The 15,724-nt window shown below is 33.9% G+C and carries 18 protein-coding genes; 16 read left to right on the top strand and 2 right to left on the bottom strand.

Annotated features, from left to right (window positions below):
• Positions 1-2 precede the first annotated feature (2 nt).
• From sufD to sufB, 4 genes are read left to right on the top strand one after another with little or no spacing between them, the layout of a single operon-like run.
• Positions 3-1,295 (top strand): Fe-S cluster assembly protein SufD, encoded by a 1,293-nt coding sequence (gene sufD / locus ADH99_RS04250; protein ID WP_039849086.1) that lies wholly within the window; start codon positions 3-5, stop codon positions 1,293-1,295.
• The gene (locus tag ADH99_RS04245) at positions 1,288-2,520 is read left to right on the top strand and encodes a cysteine desulfurase (protein WP_049555185.1); all 1,233 of its coding nucleotides are present in this window, start codon (positions 1,288-1,290) and stop codon (positions 2,518-2,520) included. The genes sufD and ADH99_RS04245 overlap by 8 nt, the downstream gene beginning before the upstream one ends.
• Positions 2,507-2,947, top strand: a complete 441-nt coding sequence (gene sufU, locus ADH99_RS04240) for a Fe-S cluster assembly sulfur transfer protein SufU (RefSeq protein ID WP_049555184.1) — start codon at positions 2,507-2,509, stop codon at positions 2,945-2,947. Before ADH99_RS04245 ends, sufU begins: the two co-directional genes overlap by 14 nt.
• Before the next feature lie 15 nt (positions 2,948-2,962).
• Positions 2,963-4,357 (top strand): Fe-S cluster assembly protein SufB, encoded by a 1,395-nt coding sequence (gene sufB / locus ADH99_RS04235; RefSeq protein ID WP_049555183.1) that lies wholly within the window; start codon positions 2,963-2,965, stop codon positions 4,355-4,357.
• Positions 4,358-4,455: 98 nt separating this feature from the next.
• On the opposite strand, the gene ADH99_RS04230 is transcribed toward sufB, so the two are convergent.
• Together ADH99_RS04230 and ADH99_RS10110 are read right to left on the bottom strand one after the other, a co-directional pair.
• Positions 4,456-5,595 carry a site-specific integrase gene (locus ADH99_RS04230; protein WP_049555182.1) on the bottom strand — a complete coding sequence of 380 codons (1,140 nt, stop codon included), beginning with the start codon at positions 5,593-5,595 and terminating at the stop codon, positions 4,456-4,458.
• 81 nt (positions 5,596-5,676) lie between these two features.
• Complete coding sequence (locus tag ADH99_RS10110; protein ID WP_053091353.1) at positions 5,677-6,321, bottom strand: helix-turn-helix domain-containing protein; 645 nt, start codon at positions 6,319-6,321, stop codon at positions 5,677-5,679.
• A 138-nt stretch (positions 6,322-6,459) separates the two neighbouring features.
• On the opposite strand from ADH99_RS10110, the gene ADH99_RS04220 reads away from it, so the two are divergent.
• From ADH99_RS04220 to ADH99_RS04165, 12 genes are all read left to right on the top strand, one after another.
• Entirely contained in the window at positions 6,460-6,666 is a 207-nt protein-coding gene (locus ADH99_RS04220) for a helix-turn-helix transcriptional regulator (protein WP_049555181.1), read from the top strand.
• 64 nt (positions 6,667-6,730) lie between these two features.
• On the top strand, positions 6,731-7,018 hold the full coding sequence (locus ADH99_RS04215) for a hypothetical protein (protein ID WP_049555180.1): 288 nt from the start codon (positions 6,731-6,733) through the stop codon (positions 7,016-7,018).
• A gap of 37 nt (positions 7,019-7,055) precedes the next feature.
• Positions 7,056-7,340, top strand: coding sequence for a hypothetical protein (locus tag ADH99_RS04210; protein ID WP_049555179.1), 285 nt, complete (start codon positions 7,056-7,058; stop codon positions 7,338-7,340).
• A 106-nt stretch (positions 7,341-7,446) separates the two neighbouring features.
• Positions 7,447-9,813: a DNA primase family protein gene (locus ADH99_RS04205; RefSeq protein WP_049555178.1), complete on the top strand. Its 2,367-nt coding sequence runs from the start codon at positions 7,447-7,449 to the stop codon at positions 9,811-9,813.
• A 413-nt stretch (positions 9,814-10,226) separates the two neighbouring features.
• Entirely contained in the window at positions 10,227-10,463 is a 237-nt protein-coding gene (locus tag ADH99_RS04200; protein ID WP_049555177.1) for a hypothetical protein, read from the top strand.
• A gap of 37 nt (positions 10,464-10,500) precedes the next feature.
• Positions 10,501-11,070: a hypothetical protein gene (locus tag ADH99_RS04195; protein WP_049555176.1), complete on the top strand. Its 570-nt coding sequence runs from the start codon at positions 10,501-10,503 to the stop codon at positions 11,068-11,070.
• 222 nt (positions 11,071-11,292) lie between these two features.
• A complete protein-coding gene (locus ADH99_RS04190; protein WP_049555175.1) occupies positions 11,293-11,688 on the top strand; it encodes a hypothetical protein in 396 nt (131 codons plus the stop codon).
• A 35-nt stretch (positions 11,689-11,723) separates the two neighbouring features.
• Positions 11,724-11,969, top strand: a complete 246-nt coding sequence (locus ADH99_RS04185; protein WP_049555174.1) for a hypothetical protein — start codon at positions 11,724-11,726, stop codon at positions 11,967-11,969.
• Positions 11,970-12,879: 910 nt separating this feature from the next.
• A complete protein-coding gene (locus tag ADH99_RS04180) occupies positions 12,880-13,062 on the top strand; it encodes a hypothetical protein (protein ID WP_049555173.1) in 183 nt (60 codons plus the stop codon).
• Positions 13,063-13,303: 241 nt separating this feature from the next.
• Entirely contained in the window at positions 13,304-13,699 is a 396-nt protein-coding gene (locus ADH99_RS04175) for a hypothetical protein (RefSeq protein WP_039849084.1), read from the top strand.
• Positions 13,700-13,716: 17 nt separating this feature from the next.
• Positions 13,717-14,610 carry an SPFH domain-containing protein gene (locus ADH99_RS04170; RefSeq protein WP_005606687.1) on the top strand — a complete coding sequence of 298 codons (894 nt, stop codon included), beginning with the start codon at positions 13,717-13,719 and terminating at the stop codon, positions 14,608-14,610.
• A gap of 2 nt (positions 14,611-14,612) precedes the next feature.
• Complete coding sequence (locus ADH99_RS04165) at positions 14,613-15,692, top strand: hypothetical protein (protein WP_049555172.1); 1,080 nt, start codon at positions 14,613-14,615, stop codon at positions 15,690-15,692.
• Positions 15,693-15,724 lie beyond the last annotated feature (32 nt).

Genomic DNA, 15,724 nt, shown 5'->3' with positions numbered 1-15,724 from the left:
TTGTGGCAGAGACAAAATTAACCATAACACCAGAAGAAATCACCGCATTCTCTCTTACAAAGAATGAACCAGAGTGGTTTCTACAAACACGTTTAAAAGGGTTAGAACTTGCTAAAACGCTAGACTTACCATTTATTGAACGTGTGAAATTCCACCGTTGGAACTTATTTCAGTCTTCAATTGGAGAAGGCACTTCAATGATTGAGGAGCTCCCAAAAGTGATTCCAACAGCAGCTGGAAGTGCCAAAATTGTACAATTAGGTGCGGTATCTTACTGGGAAGAAATGAATGCTGAAACAGCCATGAATGATGTTCTGGTGATGGATTTATTTGACGCTTTGGAACAATATCCAGAGCTTGTAAAACCGTACTATATGACAAAAGCTGTACCAGTCGATGAAGATAGCTTAACGGCTTATCACGCTGCGATGGTCAACTCAGGAGTATTTATTTATATTCCTAAAAATGTAGCCGTGGAAGAGATTATTGAGTCTCATTTCGTTCAAAACAACTTAGTGGACGAAGCGTTCGTGAAACACGTGTTAATTGTGGCGGATGAAAATAGCTCGGTCTCTTATGTGGAACGTTTTGAGAGTGTTGGAGACAAAAAGAATACAGCAAACATTGTTGTAGAAGTGATCGCCAAACAAGGGGCGAAAGTTCAATTTGCGGCTGTGGATACTTTAGGTCAATCAACAGATGCGTATGTGAACCGCCGCGGATACCTTGAAAAAGATGCAACGATTAACTGGGCGCTTGGCATTATGAATGATGGAAATGTGATTGCAGACTTCGACTCTGAATTACGTGGAGATGGTTCTCATTCACAAGTGAACGTTATCGGTATTTCTACAGGACGCCAAGTACAAGGAATCGATACTCGTGTGACAAACTATGCGCCACATTCTGTAGGGCATATCTTACAACATGGTGTTATTTTAGATAAATCAACCTTAACTTTTAACGGAATTGGACATATTATTAAAGGAGCGAAATTCGCAGATGCCCAACAAGAAAGCCGTGTACTCATGCTTTCAGAAGGCGGACGTGGAGATGCGAACCCAATTCTATTAATTGATGAAAATGAAGTAACGGCTGGACATGCAGCAAGCGTGGGGCAAGTAGATGATGAACAATTATTCTACTTAACAAGCCGTGGAATCTCTGAAGCAGAGGCAAAACGCCTTGTAATTCGTGGATTCTTAGGAGCCGTGATTCGTTCAATTCCTTCAAGCACTCTTCAAAAAGAACTTGTAGATATGATTGAACAAAAGTTGGTTGCAAGCTATGATTAGTAAAACGATTCGAGAAGACTTTCCGATTTTAAAGCGTGAAGTCAACGATGAAGTGCTTGTCTATTTAGACAATGCAGCCACCACACAAAAGCCACGTCCAGTCGTAGAAGCCGTGGAAAAATTCTATGCAATCCACAATGCCAATATTCATCGTGGGGTGCATACATTAGCACAGGAAGCAACAGACTTATATGAAGCGGCTCGCGCTAAAGTGACGAAATTTATCCATGCTGGGAGTACAAAGGAAGTGCTCTTTACGCGTGGAACAACAACCAGCTTAAACTGGATAGCACAAGGATTCGCACAAGGACGCTTGCAAAAAGGGGACGAAATTTGGATTAGCCCGGCTGAGCATCATTCGAATGTGGTGCCTTGGCAACAAGTAGCCAAACAAACAGGAGCCGTCTTACGTTATTTTTCATTAACCAAAGAGGGTGAATTAGACCTTGAAACAGCAGGAAAATCTTTAACCGAGAAGGCGAAAATCGTATCGATTAACCACGCTTCAAACGTTCTAGGAACAGTAACGGATGTGAAACGTGTAGCCGAAATGGTTCATGCAGTAGGAGGCATCCTCGTTGTGGATGGTGCTCAAGCAGCGCCACATCAAAGAGTGGATGTCCAAGCGTTAGATTGTGACTTCTATGCCTTTAGCGGGCATAAAATGCTGGCACCTACAGGGATTGGTATCTTATATGGAAAAGAAGCACTTCTTCAAGAGATGAATCCTGTAGAATTCGGTGGCGAAATGATTGATTTCGTGTACGATGAGGAGAGTACGTGGAATGAATTGCCGTGGAAATTCGAAGCAGGCACGCCAAATATCGCAGGAGCGATTGGATTGTCCGCTGCTATTGATTATTTAGAAGAAATCGGCATGGACAATATCCATCAGCATGAACAAGAAATTGTCGCATTTCTCTTACCAAAGATGCAAGAGATGGAAGGTGTGACAGTCTACGGGCCAAGTGACCCAGCACAACATTCTGGAGTCATTAGCTTTACGATTGATGGCCTCCATCCACACGACATCGCAACGGCGCTTGATATGGAAGGTTTTGCGGTTCGTGCAGGACATCATTGCGCGCAACCTTTAATGAGATGGCTGGATGTACCAGCAACATGTCGTGCAAGTCTTTATATTTATAACACGCTTCAAGAAGCTGAGAAGTTTTTAGAAGCATTAGAAAAAGTAAAGGAGTTTTTCCAATATGGCCTTATCTAAATTAGATCAGCTTTATCGTCAGGTGATTTTGGATCATTCTTCTCATCCTCACCATAAAGGATTGGTGGATGATGCGAGCATTCCAACGATTGAATTTAATAATCCGACGTGTGGAGATGTGTTGCAGTTGCAACTTGTCGTAAATGATAATGGCGTGATTGACGATGTTCACTTTGACGGACACGGCTGTACGATTAGTATGGCTAGTGCCAGCATGATGAGTGATGCGATTATTGGAAAGACAGTTGACGAAGCGGTCGCTCTAGCAGAAGATTTCTCAAGTCTAGTGCAGGGTGAAACCGTGGATGAAGAACCTTTAGGGGATGCAGCACTATTAGCCGGTGTTCAAAAATTCCCAGCGCGTATCAAATGTGCCACTCTTGCCTGGAAAGCATTAGAACGTGCAGTAGAAAATGAGAAAGCATAAGAAAGTGGTGACAAAATGAGTGGAGTTCCTGAATTAGCCGATTATAAATATGGCTTTCATGAGGATGTAACACCTGTTTATGAAACAGGAATGGGATTAAGTGAAGAAGTCGTTCGTACGATTTCAAAGGTGAAGAACGAACCACAATGGATGCTTGATTTCCGACTAAAATCATTAAAGACGTTCCAAAACATGCCAATGCAAACTTGGGGAGCGGACCTTTCAGATATCGATTTTGATGCAATTACTTATTTTAAACGTGCCAGCGATAAGCCAGCGCGTTCATGGGATGATGTTCCTGAAAAAATTAAAGATACCTTCGAGAAAATCGGGATTCCTGAAGCAGAACGTGCTTATTTAGCAGGAGCTTCAGCACAATTCGAGTCTGAAGTGGTTTACCATAATATGAAAGAAGAATTCGATAAACTTGGAATTATTTTTACAGATACAGATTCTGCTTTGAAAGAATATCCAGAATTATTCGAAAAATACTTCGCCAAACTTGTACCACCAACGGATAATAAGTTGGCTGCTTTAAACTCAGCAGTATGGTCAGGCGGAACGTTTATCTATGTACCAAAAGGTGTGAAATGTGATGTGCCACTTCAAACGTACTTCCGTATCAACGACCAAAACATGGGTCAATTCGAACGTACGCTCATTATCGTAGACGAGGGAGCAAGCGTACACTATGTTGAAGGATGTACAGCACCAACATATTCTTCAAATAGTTTACATGCAGCGATCGTTGAAATTTTCGTTGAAGAAGGCGGATATTGCCGCTATACAACGATTCAAAATTGGTCGGATAATGTGTATAACTTGGTAACGAAACGTGCCAGAGCTGCTGCTCACGGAACGGTTGAGTGGATCGATGGAAACCTTGGGGCGAAGACAACAATGAAATATCCTTCCGTCTTCCTAGAAGGACCATACGCGAAAGGAACGATGTTATCCATCGCATTTGCTGGAGAAGGCCAACACCAAGATACAGGTGCGAAGATGATTCATAATGCGCCACATACTTCAAGTTCAATCGTTTCGAAATCGATTGCTAAAGATGGCGGAGCGGTGAACTATCGCGGTCAAGTAACGTTCAGTAAAAAATCAGACTATTCGATTTCACATATTGAATGTGACACGATTATTATGGATGACAAGTCGAAATCAGATACGATTCCATTTAACGAAATTCATAATGATAAAGTGGCACTTGAACACGAAGCCAAAGTCTCAAAAATCTCTGAAGAGCAATTGTTCTACTTGATGAGCCGTGGAATTAGCGAGTCAGAAGCGACAGAGATGATTGTCATGGGATTCGTTGAACCATTTACAAAAGAACTTCCAATGGAATATGCTGTTGAACTAAACCGTTTAATTGCGTACGAGATGGAAGGTAGCGTAGGTTAGTTTATAGTAATACCCTAGAAACGCTGTTTTAATAACGTTTCTAGGGCTTATTTTTTTATAAAATTTAAAACTGACCCAGATAATGACCCAGATTTGTTTTAAAAATTGACATATTTAGCAAAATTATCAGCTATTTCATCTCTTTGCTTTTCTGTTACATGAGTATAAATATCCATAGTAGTTTTGATGTTAGTGTGTCCTAATCTTTCTTGAACTACTTGAATAGGGGTACCCATTTCAAAGAGTAGTGAGCAATGACTATGACGGAAACCGTGAATAGTTATCTTTTTAAGATTGTACGTTTTAATAATAATATCTAGCCAATCATTTACATAACATGGACGGTATAACCTGTTATTTCGATAAGTAAATACTAACTGATGTTTATTTAATGAGTTGATGCCCTTTTTCATGAGTTTTTGAGCTTGCTCAAGTTTCCATTTTTTGAGAGTTAATACCGTTTCATTATCAATACTCACGGATCTAACAGATTTATTAGTTTTAGGAGTAGAGATAATAGGGGTATCATTTTCATCTAAAGAAACGCCTTTTGTGATATGAATTATTTTGTTATCAAAATCAATATCAGACCATTCAAGGGCTAAGGCTTCACCTTTTCGCATACCAGTAAAAGCAAGTATACGGAAAAAAGCAGTAAACTTTAAGTTTCCATAGTCTTCTAGACAATCAAAGAAAAATTTTAACTCTTCTGTAGTATAAAATTTGTTTATTTCCAACATTTGAGCCTTCTTTTTAGGAAGTCTAACCTTTTTCATAGGGTTATCACTTATTAAATTTAGTTTTATAGCATAGTCAAACACTTGTTGAGTAATACCTTTAGGGTATTTAGCACTGTTAAAGTGTTCTGCCCATTGGTTAACAAGTCTTTGACAGTCTATTACAGAAAAGCTATCTATTTTCTTATTTCCAATTTTAGGTAAGATGTGCAGTTTAGCATATCTAACACTAGTTGCATAAGTACCAGGCTTAACAACGTTTCTATGTTCGATTAAAAACAACTCATATACCTGTTTAAAAGTATATTTTATGCTGTTATTTTTAAAGGCATTATTCTCATAATCTAGTTTTAATCTAGCCTCAACTAGTGTAGCCTCTTTTCGTGTTTTTATGCCTCTTCTAGTGGTTTCTTTTTGTTTTCCCGTCAAAGAGTCAACACCTAGGTAAATTTTAACCTTATATCTTTTTTCTCCGTCTTTTGTTTTATATTCAATTATCATATTATATCCTTTCTATTTCCACCCCCACGGCAAAAATAAAAAGCATACTAAAATATGTGATTGTAGCTATTTATAAAAAGATTACTGTTTTAACTCATTTTTGAGTTTATTTAGTTCTAAGTTAGAATCATCGAGAATTTCAATAATTCTTTTAGCTATATTCTTATCAATCTCTTCAATGGAAGAAATTGATAAATTATTTTCAATAGTAGGAGAGGAACTAATAAAATTATAGATTTTATTAATTTCAGATTGATTACCCCTAATTACAGAGTCTATAAGTTTGGTTGTATTTGTTGGGGTATTTAGAAATTCATTAAATTTCGTTACAACAAATTCGTCAATTTCATTATATGTAATATCTGAAAATTCCATTGAATTTAATGAATGACGAATATAATCAATAAATTGAATGCTATATTTTTCAATTAGAATTTTATCAGAATATGATACAGATTTTGCTTTTTTGATAAGTGAATTGCATAGAGAAACAGCGTATTCAATTTTACTACCTCTTAATAATTCATCTATTGTAATATTACCAATTTTTGATATCAATTTTAGTCTTTCAGGACTTGGAATCGATGAACCTTTTTCCCACTTTAAAACATTACTTTTATCAGCTCCAAACAGGTTGCCAAACTCTTCTAAAGTCATTCCTTTTTCTAATCGAATTGAATTAATTCTTTTTCCGATTGCTGCTTTATCATATTTTTCAGATGGCATAACATCACCTCACAAAAACAGTATACACCAAAATAATATTTTTTTGCAATAAAAGTTTCATAAAGTGGAATAAAAGTGTTGACTTATTTCAAAAATGGGGTTAAAATAGTTTCATAAAGTGGAAAGGAGGCAAAGAGTATGGCTAATCCAAATAAAATCAAAGGATATAGATATATGTTAGGTTTAAGCCAGGAAGAAATGGCTGTAAAATTGGGTATGTCTAAAAAAACATACATTAAAAGAGAAAGAGGAGCGATGCAGTTTAAAGATGATGAAAAATTAAAATTTAAAAAATTACTTGTAGATATTTTTCCTAATATTACAATTGAGCAAATATTTTTTTAAATAAAAAGTTGAATAAAGTTTCAAGTATTTGTTATTTTTAGAAAGTGAGTAAAGGAGGCAAGCGATGAACGAAACAGGAATACCAGTATATCTACCTAAAGATGTGCAGCAAGAAATATACAATGAAATTCTAGCGCTAACATTTACGGCGATTGAAAAAGCCAAGAAAGAAATGAAAGCTACAACTAATACCCGTTATTTGAATAAAAAAGGGCTGTGTGAGTATTTTACATGTGCTCCTAAAGTTGTAGAGCAATGGCAAAGAGAAGGGCTTAAAAGCTTCTTAAAAGGCAATCAGATTATGTTTGACTTGAAAGACGTTCACGAGTTCTTAGAAAAAAAGAAATTTTAATAACACCCCCACGGCAATTATAAAAGGAGATATAAAAATGAAGAATAGAAATGAATTAATTGAGTATTTTATGGATAGTTTAGAATACGAGGATAAGAAGAATATCGTTGATGAATTAAAAGAAGAATATAATGCCAGAAACTCTGACTATATGCGAGCAGAAAAGAGAATTACAGGGTTATTACCTTTTGAAGATTTTGATAATTATGATACTGCAATGATCGATTTAATGACCATTATAGTATGTAATGCTTTTATTTTAGGATATGAGCAATGTAAGAAAGATATTTTAAATCACATTAATGGAACAAAAAAACGCTAAAGGTAACTAATAACCTAAAGCGCCATAACCAATATAATTATATATTAAAAATAAATTATTGGCAATGGTTAAAAGTTACAAAAGTCGCAAGAAAGGAGCTTTACATTTGCCTATTTATTTAGAAAGAGGCTTTAAAAATAATCAGATTGAAGTGCTGCAAAATACTACTTCAAGTTTTGAATGGTTATCAGTATATAAACCGATAATCATTGATAAAAAGCCAACAGAAACAAATGAGGAATATTTAAAACGGCTTGAAGAACTGAAACCGAAACAACAGTATTTTATTAGCGGATACATTGAACCAGACGAAAATGGAAAGGTTAAAAGAAATAATGAGAGTCTTATTAGAAGAGATTTAATCATTATTGACTACGATGCAATAGATTGTTCAAGTAAAACCTTTAAAAAACGTATTGTAGATAAACTGCCTAATATAAATATTATTATATATCCAACTATTAGATATAAGGATGAAAAACCACGCTTCAGAGTTGTTATAGAGCCGTCAAGACCCTTGTTAAAATATGAATATCTTGAAATTTTAAAAGAAATCACACATAAAATTAACCTGCCTTATGATACAGCAAGTGAAACATGGAGTCAGTGCCAAGGGTTACCCGTTTTGACCGAATGGAATAAAAATGAAGGCTTAACCGTATATAGAGGCGATCATTATGAGGTGCCAAATAATATTGAACCACCAATACAACACAAACCGTTTAAAAATACATTTAATGATAATACAGTGGGCGCTATTTCACATTCAAAAGCGATTGAGATATTTAAAGAGTATTTAGAACATGAGGAGGCAAATTTATACGAGTATAGCAACGCTATTCATGTAATTTTAGTACTTGCTAAAGCTGTACGAGAAGGCGAAATTGAATATAATACCGCCTTAGAATGTAGCGAATTGCTTGCCCTGGGAAATAACGAATGGATAGAAGGAAATAGGGAACAACTTAACCACGCAATTCAAAAAACTGAAATTAGAACACCATACACGTTTTCCAGAAAGTTCTATGACTTATTTAAACAAAAAGAATTAAGAACTATGAAAGACGTTTACCAAGTGTTAGAAGAGCAGGGAGAAACGTGGAGAATAGAAAATGCAGAAGAAAACGAAAAAACAGGGAAAGTTAAATACCCACAAGTACCATATTTCAAAATAGCAGAAATCATTGTAAGAACAATCCCTATAATTTTGTTAGGGGATATGACGTCTAAAGATAGAAGTTTACTATACTACTACAATTTTGAAACAGGATTATATACCTATAGCGATATTGAGATAAATAATCTGATTTTGAAAGTAGAGTATCGTGCACAGGTTGGAACATTCAAAAATGTAGTAGAGATTATCAAAACGCTAGCGCCGTTAAAAGAACAATTACAAGATAGAAATTTAATACCTGTTGAAAATGGTATTTTCAATCTTAAAACAAAAGAATTAGAACCGTTCAGTGCTGATTATATTATTACAAGTAAAATTGCCACAGCATACAATCCAAACGCTAAAAAGCCTCATTATTTCGATGTTGATGGTTGGTTTAGCAGCTTAGCATGTAAAGATGATGAAATTGTTACCTTATTGTGGGAAATGATTAACGAGGCAATAAACCCAAACTATACAAGAAAGAAGATAGGCTTTCTAGTTGGTGCTAGTGGTAACAACGGAAAAGGAACCTATCAAATGTTATTAGTCAATCTGATTGGTAAGAAAAATGTTTCTACTTTAAAACCTAATGAATTTTCAGAGAAGTTTAAAACAGCCCAAATAATTGGGAAAGTTTGCAACATTGGTGATGATATAGGAGATGCTTACCTTGATGATATTTCTAATTTAATGAGTATAGCAACAGGGGACGGTATTACAGTGGAGGAAAAAGGGCAAAAAGCCTTCTCAATCTATACAAGAGCATTCTGTCTATTTAGTGGTAATAGCTTACCACGAGCAAGAAATAAAACAGGGTGGATTAGAAGAATGTTAATTATACCTTTTAATGCCGATTTTAGCGGAACTGTGGAAAACTCAGACATTAAAGAAAAGTTTGTATCAGACCAAAATGTATTGGAATATGTGCTGTTTAGAGCCTTAAATTTAGAGTTTGAGCAATTTTCAAAGAGTAAGGCGGTAGAAGAGGCTTTAAGAGAATACAACAAACACAACGATTATATACAGGCTTATATTGAAGATGCATATATTCCTAATGAATACCATCTACTAGAAAAAGTGCCTTTAATCTTCATTAGAAGAGATATAAAACGATATTTTGAAGAAGAAGGACTAAAGCAACATTTACCGTATGGTTTTGGTAATGAAGTTGCTATAAGGTTATCAAAAACTACCAAAGGTGTTTATAAATTAAAAAAAGGAAGGCTTAAAATCGAGGATATAGATACATTCCCAAGTTGGACTGTATCAGAAATTAATACAAAAAATGTTACCAATATCATTTTTAAAGAATAAATGTTGCCGTTTGTTGCCGTTGTGTTGACATTATAAGGCTACAACGTCAACAAAAAATAAATTGATTTAACAATGATTATTGAAGTTTGTTGCCGTTGTTGACGTTCTATATATATTCTTACGTGAAGAAAGAATATATAAAAACAAATATATATATATTATACGCGCATAAGAAATATAAAAGAACGTCAACAAGTGCTACAACGTCAACAAAGATACAAAAACTTTGATTTAACAACGTTTTGAGCTGTCGACGTTCTTTAAAACAACGTCAACACAACGGCAACAAAATTACTAATGAAGAAAGTAACAGATAAAAAATACAATTCATAATTGTATAAAATGTAAAAAAGCGTTTTCAATATCCTTCGCCTACTTTTTAATTATTAATAGATAGAAGGGGGGGTGATAATATGCCAAAAAATCCTAATGATATTATTAATGGCACCAACTACTGTAGGAGCATAGATAAAGGAGATGAAGTTACAAGTCTTATCTATGGACTATACAGAGGCGAAAAAAGCAAAGTTATAGGATATGCCCCTATAAGCTGGGGATATTTTAGAAATTTGTTAGTGCAAACAGATACAGGGATTAACTTTTACATTTACCAACACTATCTACAATACTGGGAAGACTACACAAGTTAAAAAAATTAAATTAAGAACATGAAAAGAGGAACAAATTATGACAAAAAAATTAAACGAATTACAAAAAGAATTAGAAACATTATTAACAAAAAATCAAGATGATATTCAATCTGTTATGGATCAGTTAGAAAGTAAACAAAAAGAAATGAATACTTTACAAGTTCAGCTAAAGAAAGCAGAAGAAGAAATTAATATTTCTGAATATGAAAAAGTAAATAAAGAACTTTGGGTTACCAAACAAACTATTAAAATGTTAGAAAAAAAAGTACAAAAGTTAAAAACTGAACCAATTATTACAAAAGAACAAATGCGTGAGTATGACCGTGAGATTAATAAAAGCACACAAGAACAAATGAAGAGCGCAAGAGCGTTAGTTAAAAAAATTGAAGATGATTTAAAAAAAGCAATCTTAATGGATTTAGATGCACGAGTAACAGGAGGACAACTTTTAGACAAGGTAGAAAGAGACCTTGTAAGAAAAAATAGAGAGCACTTTAAAGATGAAAAAGGTAACTACACATCACAACTACTGTTAAATATTGGGAATACAACATTAGATTATGAAGTAAAAGAATTCATGATGAGTACATTAAAAAACAAAAAATAATGTGATTACTTTGAAAAACACCTTAAAATGATTGTGAATTTAACATATTGAGAAAATGTAAATTCAAAATGTTAAAACTTATGAAACGTTATTAAATCAATAGTTTAGAGAACCACTCGAATTTAACACAATGTAAGATATGATAAATTCAGATATGAACGAAAAAACAGAAATAAAGTTAATATTCTAATCAATATCAGACGAAAAAGAAAGGTTTAAATAATGAAAATTATCAAATATCGTACATCATATTATGTTGAAGACGATATAAGAATTAAAATCAATAGTATGTATTTTCATCGTATGTTTAGGATAAATCAATTAAAAAATCTATCTAGTGCAAAGGAAAGAAAAGACCTATCCATTTTTTATGAAATACTTGATAATATGGATGAGTTAAGTAAAAAGCTTATTTTTGAAAAGTATTTCAAGTACGCTACAATGCAGCAATCAAAAAAGAAATATGGATGCCTTCATATAGACTATGTGATAAACCACCTAAGCAATACAGAGCATGCAAAAATGTTAAAAATGCCACTGAAAAAATATAGTTCTTTGTTAGAACAAGCATTAAGAATGTACATTACAGAGTTAGCATACAAGAAAGGGCATCAGTAGGATTTACATTTTATTAGATTGGAGGGGGGAAAATAATGCCAAAAAAACATAGTGACAGGTTTAGAAGTGATGAATATTTCAGAAGTATAGCGTTAGGGGATGTAGTAACTACAACTAGAAACGATTATAGACGAGGTAAACCCTCAACAGTAATTGATATAGGGCAAGTTTCCTTAGATGAATATCTTAGACTAAAAATAGAAACTTGCGATAAAGAAGAGTTCTTTGTATCACAACAAGACCTAATATATTTTGAAGACTACCCCCTCATATTTTTATAACGATCTCATAGAAAAATAGTAACGCCCCCTATAACTTAGAATCATATTCAAGTTATAGGGGGCGTTATATTACCTTAAAACAGCTTATAGGCGAATTGAAACAACAATAACACATTTATTTTACCTTACGATTAAAAACGCCCCTAGGCAGGAGAATGAGCCTTTTACGTTATAGTGAGAGGAAAGCTAACAAGACATAAAACCAGTTTAAAAATACTGACTAGAGGTTATGTATAGGTATCATAGATACATCTTGAAAAAAATTAAAAAGAATATTGTTTTGTTTTCTATTAAATCATCATGAAATAAAATTAAAAATAAAATGACTAATACGTACATAGGGGGGAGGGTACCTACCCTGCAGCTCTCGCGACCTTCACGCAGTCACTGTACAAATTTTCTCGCGCCAAACTTCCAAATGGGAGAAAATATAAAAAATCAAAAGAGCATCAGTGTAAATATACAGCTGAATATTATAAAATAATAAGGTATAAGCACTCATATAGGAGGCTTATACCTTATTTTGTTATTAAATATATATACTTCTTTTAAAATGTAAGTATGCAGCATAAAGGGGGGGGAAAAACTATCCTTTTTACTTTGGCCGTAGGGGTGGAAATGTTTTATAAACTGACCCAGAAAGTGACCCAGATTTAAATTTATTCAAGTATACTTTTATAAGCGTTTCAATGCTAAAAACGTTGAAACAACAACGTTCATAAACTGTTGTAAAGTGATGTAATATATTATTTTTTAATGGAAGGGTCCGTTGGATAGATGACATAAGCCAAGAAACATTGTTTGAATCAGGTTTCTTGGCTATTTATATTCATAACTCTATTGAATATAATCTTTAGTAATTATATGATTGTAGTAGTTTAATGATAAATAAAAATCGAGGGATATGTTTATGATTAGTGAAGAATATATAGAAAGAGAAAAACGAGTAGCAGAATGCTATAAGAGATACTTTGATTCTAGACCAGAATTAAAGAAAGCATTAGATGAATTACATGATTTGATTGAAAATGATGAGATTTCATTTGAGGAGTTCAGGAAAAGAGCTCTTGAAGCCGGAAAAAAATATGGTTAAGCATCTAACAAGTAATTAGGTGCTTTTTTTGATTGAATCTTAAATTATTTCTCGATGAATCTCTGTAAGGATTCGATAAGGTAGGCTGTTATTCAATGAATAATCTACTCCAAAAGGAAAAAGCTTCTTTATAGTTCTATATTATTTATAAAATATTTTTAAATCGAGTATATTACACTTGTATTATATTCGAGACATGTTATAATATGGTCATCAGAGAAAAAAAGAAAGGAGAATGGGAATGAGAAAACAACCGTGGTCGAACGAAAATAAGACAGAGCGGATTAACTTCACGATTGAACCTTCTTTAAAAGAAGCATTTTTGAAGATAATTTCGACTGATGTTTCAACTTATTTTAGATCGGTCATCGAGAAAGAAGTCGAAGGTCATCAAAAAAAAGTTGAAAACTGGCCGGATGCCATTAAGAATTTATTGCATGGACAATTTAAGGCGTTCTCCGAGCAAGTATTTGGAACATTTAATTACCGAGGACGAAACTATCCTTATAAGATTTTGGATGTTATGTCCGTTGAAGAAGGCCAACCATTGGAAGTCATTGACTATGAAGATGGATTGGTTTATGTTAAAGTGATTGAGGAGCTCAATCCAGAAAAATTAGTATATGTAACTTTATAGAAAGAAGGAAATTTATCATGCCATTAACAATTATTATTATCGCTTTAGTATTAGTTTTATTAATTATCGCGTTCAAATCAATTCGTATCGTACAACAAGGACACAAAGCTGCTGTTCAATCATTCGGACGTTATGTTGGGGAATTAGGACCAGGGTTACACTTTGTAACACCAATTATTCGTAACATTGCTTACGTTGTAGATATGCGTCAACGTTCATTAGATTTAGATCCACAAGAAATCATCACCAAAGATAACGTTAATTTAACAATTGATGCTTCAGCTAAATACCACGTAGATAATCTTGAAGAATACTTATATGGAAACACAAACCCAGAAGGATTATTACTTTTAGATATCCAAAACGAATTACGTGACATCATCGGTACAATGACGATGGCTGAAATTCTTGGTGGTACAAACAAAATCAACACTGACTTAAACCAACGTGTATTCGGTAAAACAGACTCTTACGGGGTTACAATCGACCGTGTTAACATTGGTGAAGTTATTCCTCCACAAAGCATCGTTGAAGCGATGAACAAACAAATCACTGCTGACCGTGAACGTGATGCTGCGTTAATCGCTGCTGACGCTCGTCAAAAAACAGTTGAAATGGATACAAGAACTCAGAACAACAAATTATTAGCAGATGCTCGTGCTCATGCTGAAAAAATCGCAATTGACACTCAAGCAACTGTTGCTCAATTAACAGCCATCAACAACGCATTAAATGAATCTAACTTAAATGCTGCTGCATTAGAATACTTAGCAATCGATGCTAAAAAAGCTCTTGCTGAAGGTCCAAACAATACAGTTGTATTAATGGATGGACAAAATAACGCAAAAATTGCCGAAAACATTGCTTCATTAGCATCAGGACGTAAAGTTTGGGACGAAGCAGGTAAATAATCATGAAACAACGAGCTAGCAAATCTTTCTTTAGATTGAAGTGGCTTGCCGTGTTGATTGTCAGTTTCTTCATGATGGGAACTTTCTATAGTGTTGCTGTAAATACAGTATATGCAGAAACGACCTCAGATAATTCTAGTAAAATGGTGGGGTCGTATGAAACCACGGTTAATGTTCAGGCAAACAAAAATTTTAATGAAACAATTACGGTTCCTTTAAAGTTTAACAATCCTGATTATGATTCTGTGAAAGTACCTGTTCAACTCAACAATCTAAAAGAAGGAGACTATAAACTTCAATTTTTTGTATTCAGAGAAAATAAAAAATACAAAGTAGATGTCTTTCTCTTAAATAAAAATAATCTATCTATTCACCTTGAATTTATTGATATAGTGGATGGGAAAGTCGTTAAGCCATTCCAATATGATAGAGCAACGGATAAAAGAGATGTAGAGGAGATGACGACTGAAGCCGTAAATGAAAAAGAAAATCAGTCTAATCTGCAATCTACGAATCAAAAGAATAATGACAATAACACAAAGACCAATACGTACGGTAGTGAAAAAAATTCTAATACGAATGACAATAAGAAAATTAGTTTCTTGTTGAATAATTTAAATCTAAAAGATGGCGAATTTTATTATGTATTAGGACAAGCTTTGTTTTTTATCGTATTAATTCTAATGGTATTTGTTTTTATTGGTAAAAAACAAAATAAGGCAAGAAATAACTCACAAAAAGAGAACTCTAATATGAATATGAGATCTCCTAAGAGAAATGAACGACGACAAAATAATACGGATTCTAGATTGGAAGATATTCCACAAAGAGTTTATCGTCCACGTCATAGTATTTCGAATCCAAAACAACGTTCTCAAGCTAAAAAACAAGCGACTAAACAGGCATTACAATCTACAAAACACCAAAGAACTCAACAGAGCCCAGAAGAGTTTGTTGGAACTCAACGTCCAACAAGACCGGTAGTGTATAAGACAAAATCTAAAGAAAAGTCTCATACTTTACCTAGAGTACTTTCTAACAAATCTCTTCCTCGAATCATAAAAACAGTTCGCTTAAAATAAAGCGTCAAATCCTCTAAGTTGTAAAAGACTTA

This window comes from Granulicatella sp. 572.rep1_STHE (assembly GCF_001073445.1).
GTDB classification, from domain to species: domain Bacteria; phylum Bacillota; class Bacilli; order Lactobacillales; family Aerococcaceae; genus Granulicatella; species Granulicatella adiacens.
The sequence above is the reverse complement of the archived record's forward strand: the minus strand, read 5'-3'. Positions and strand labels throughout refer to the sequence as shown.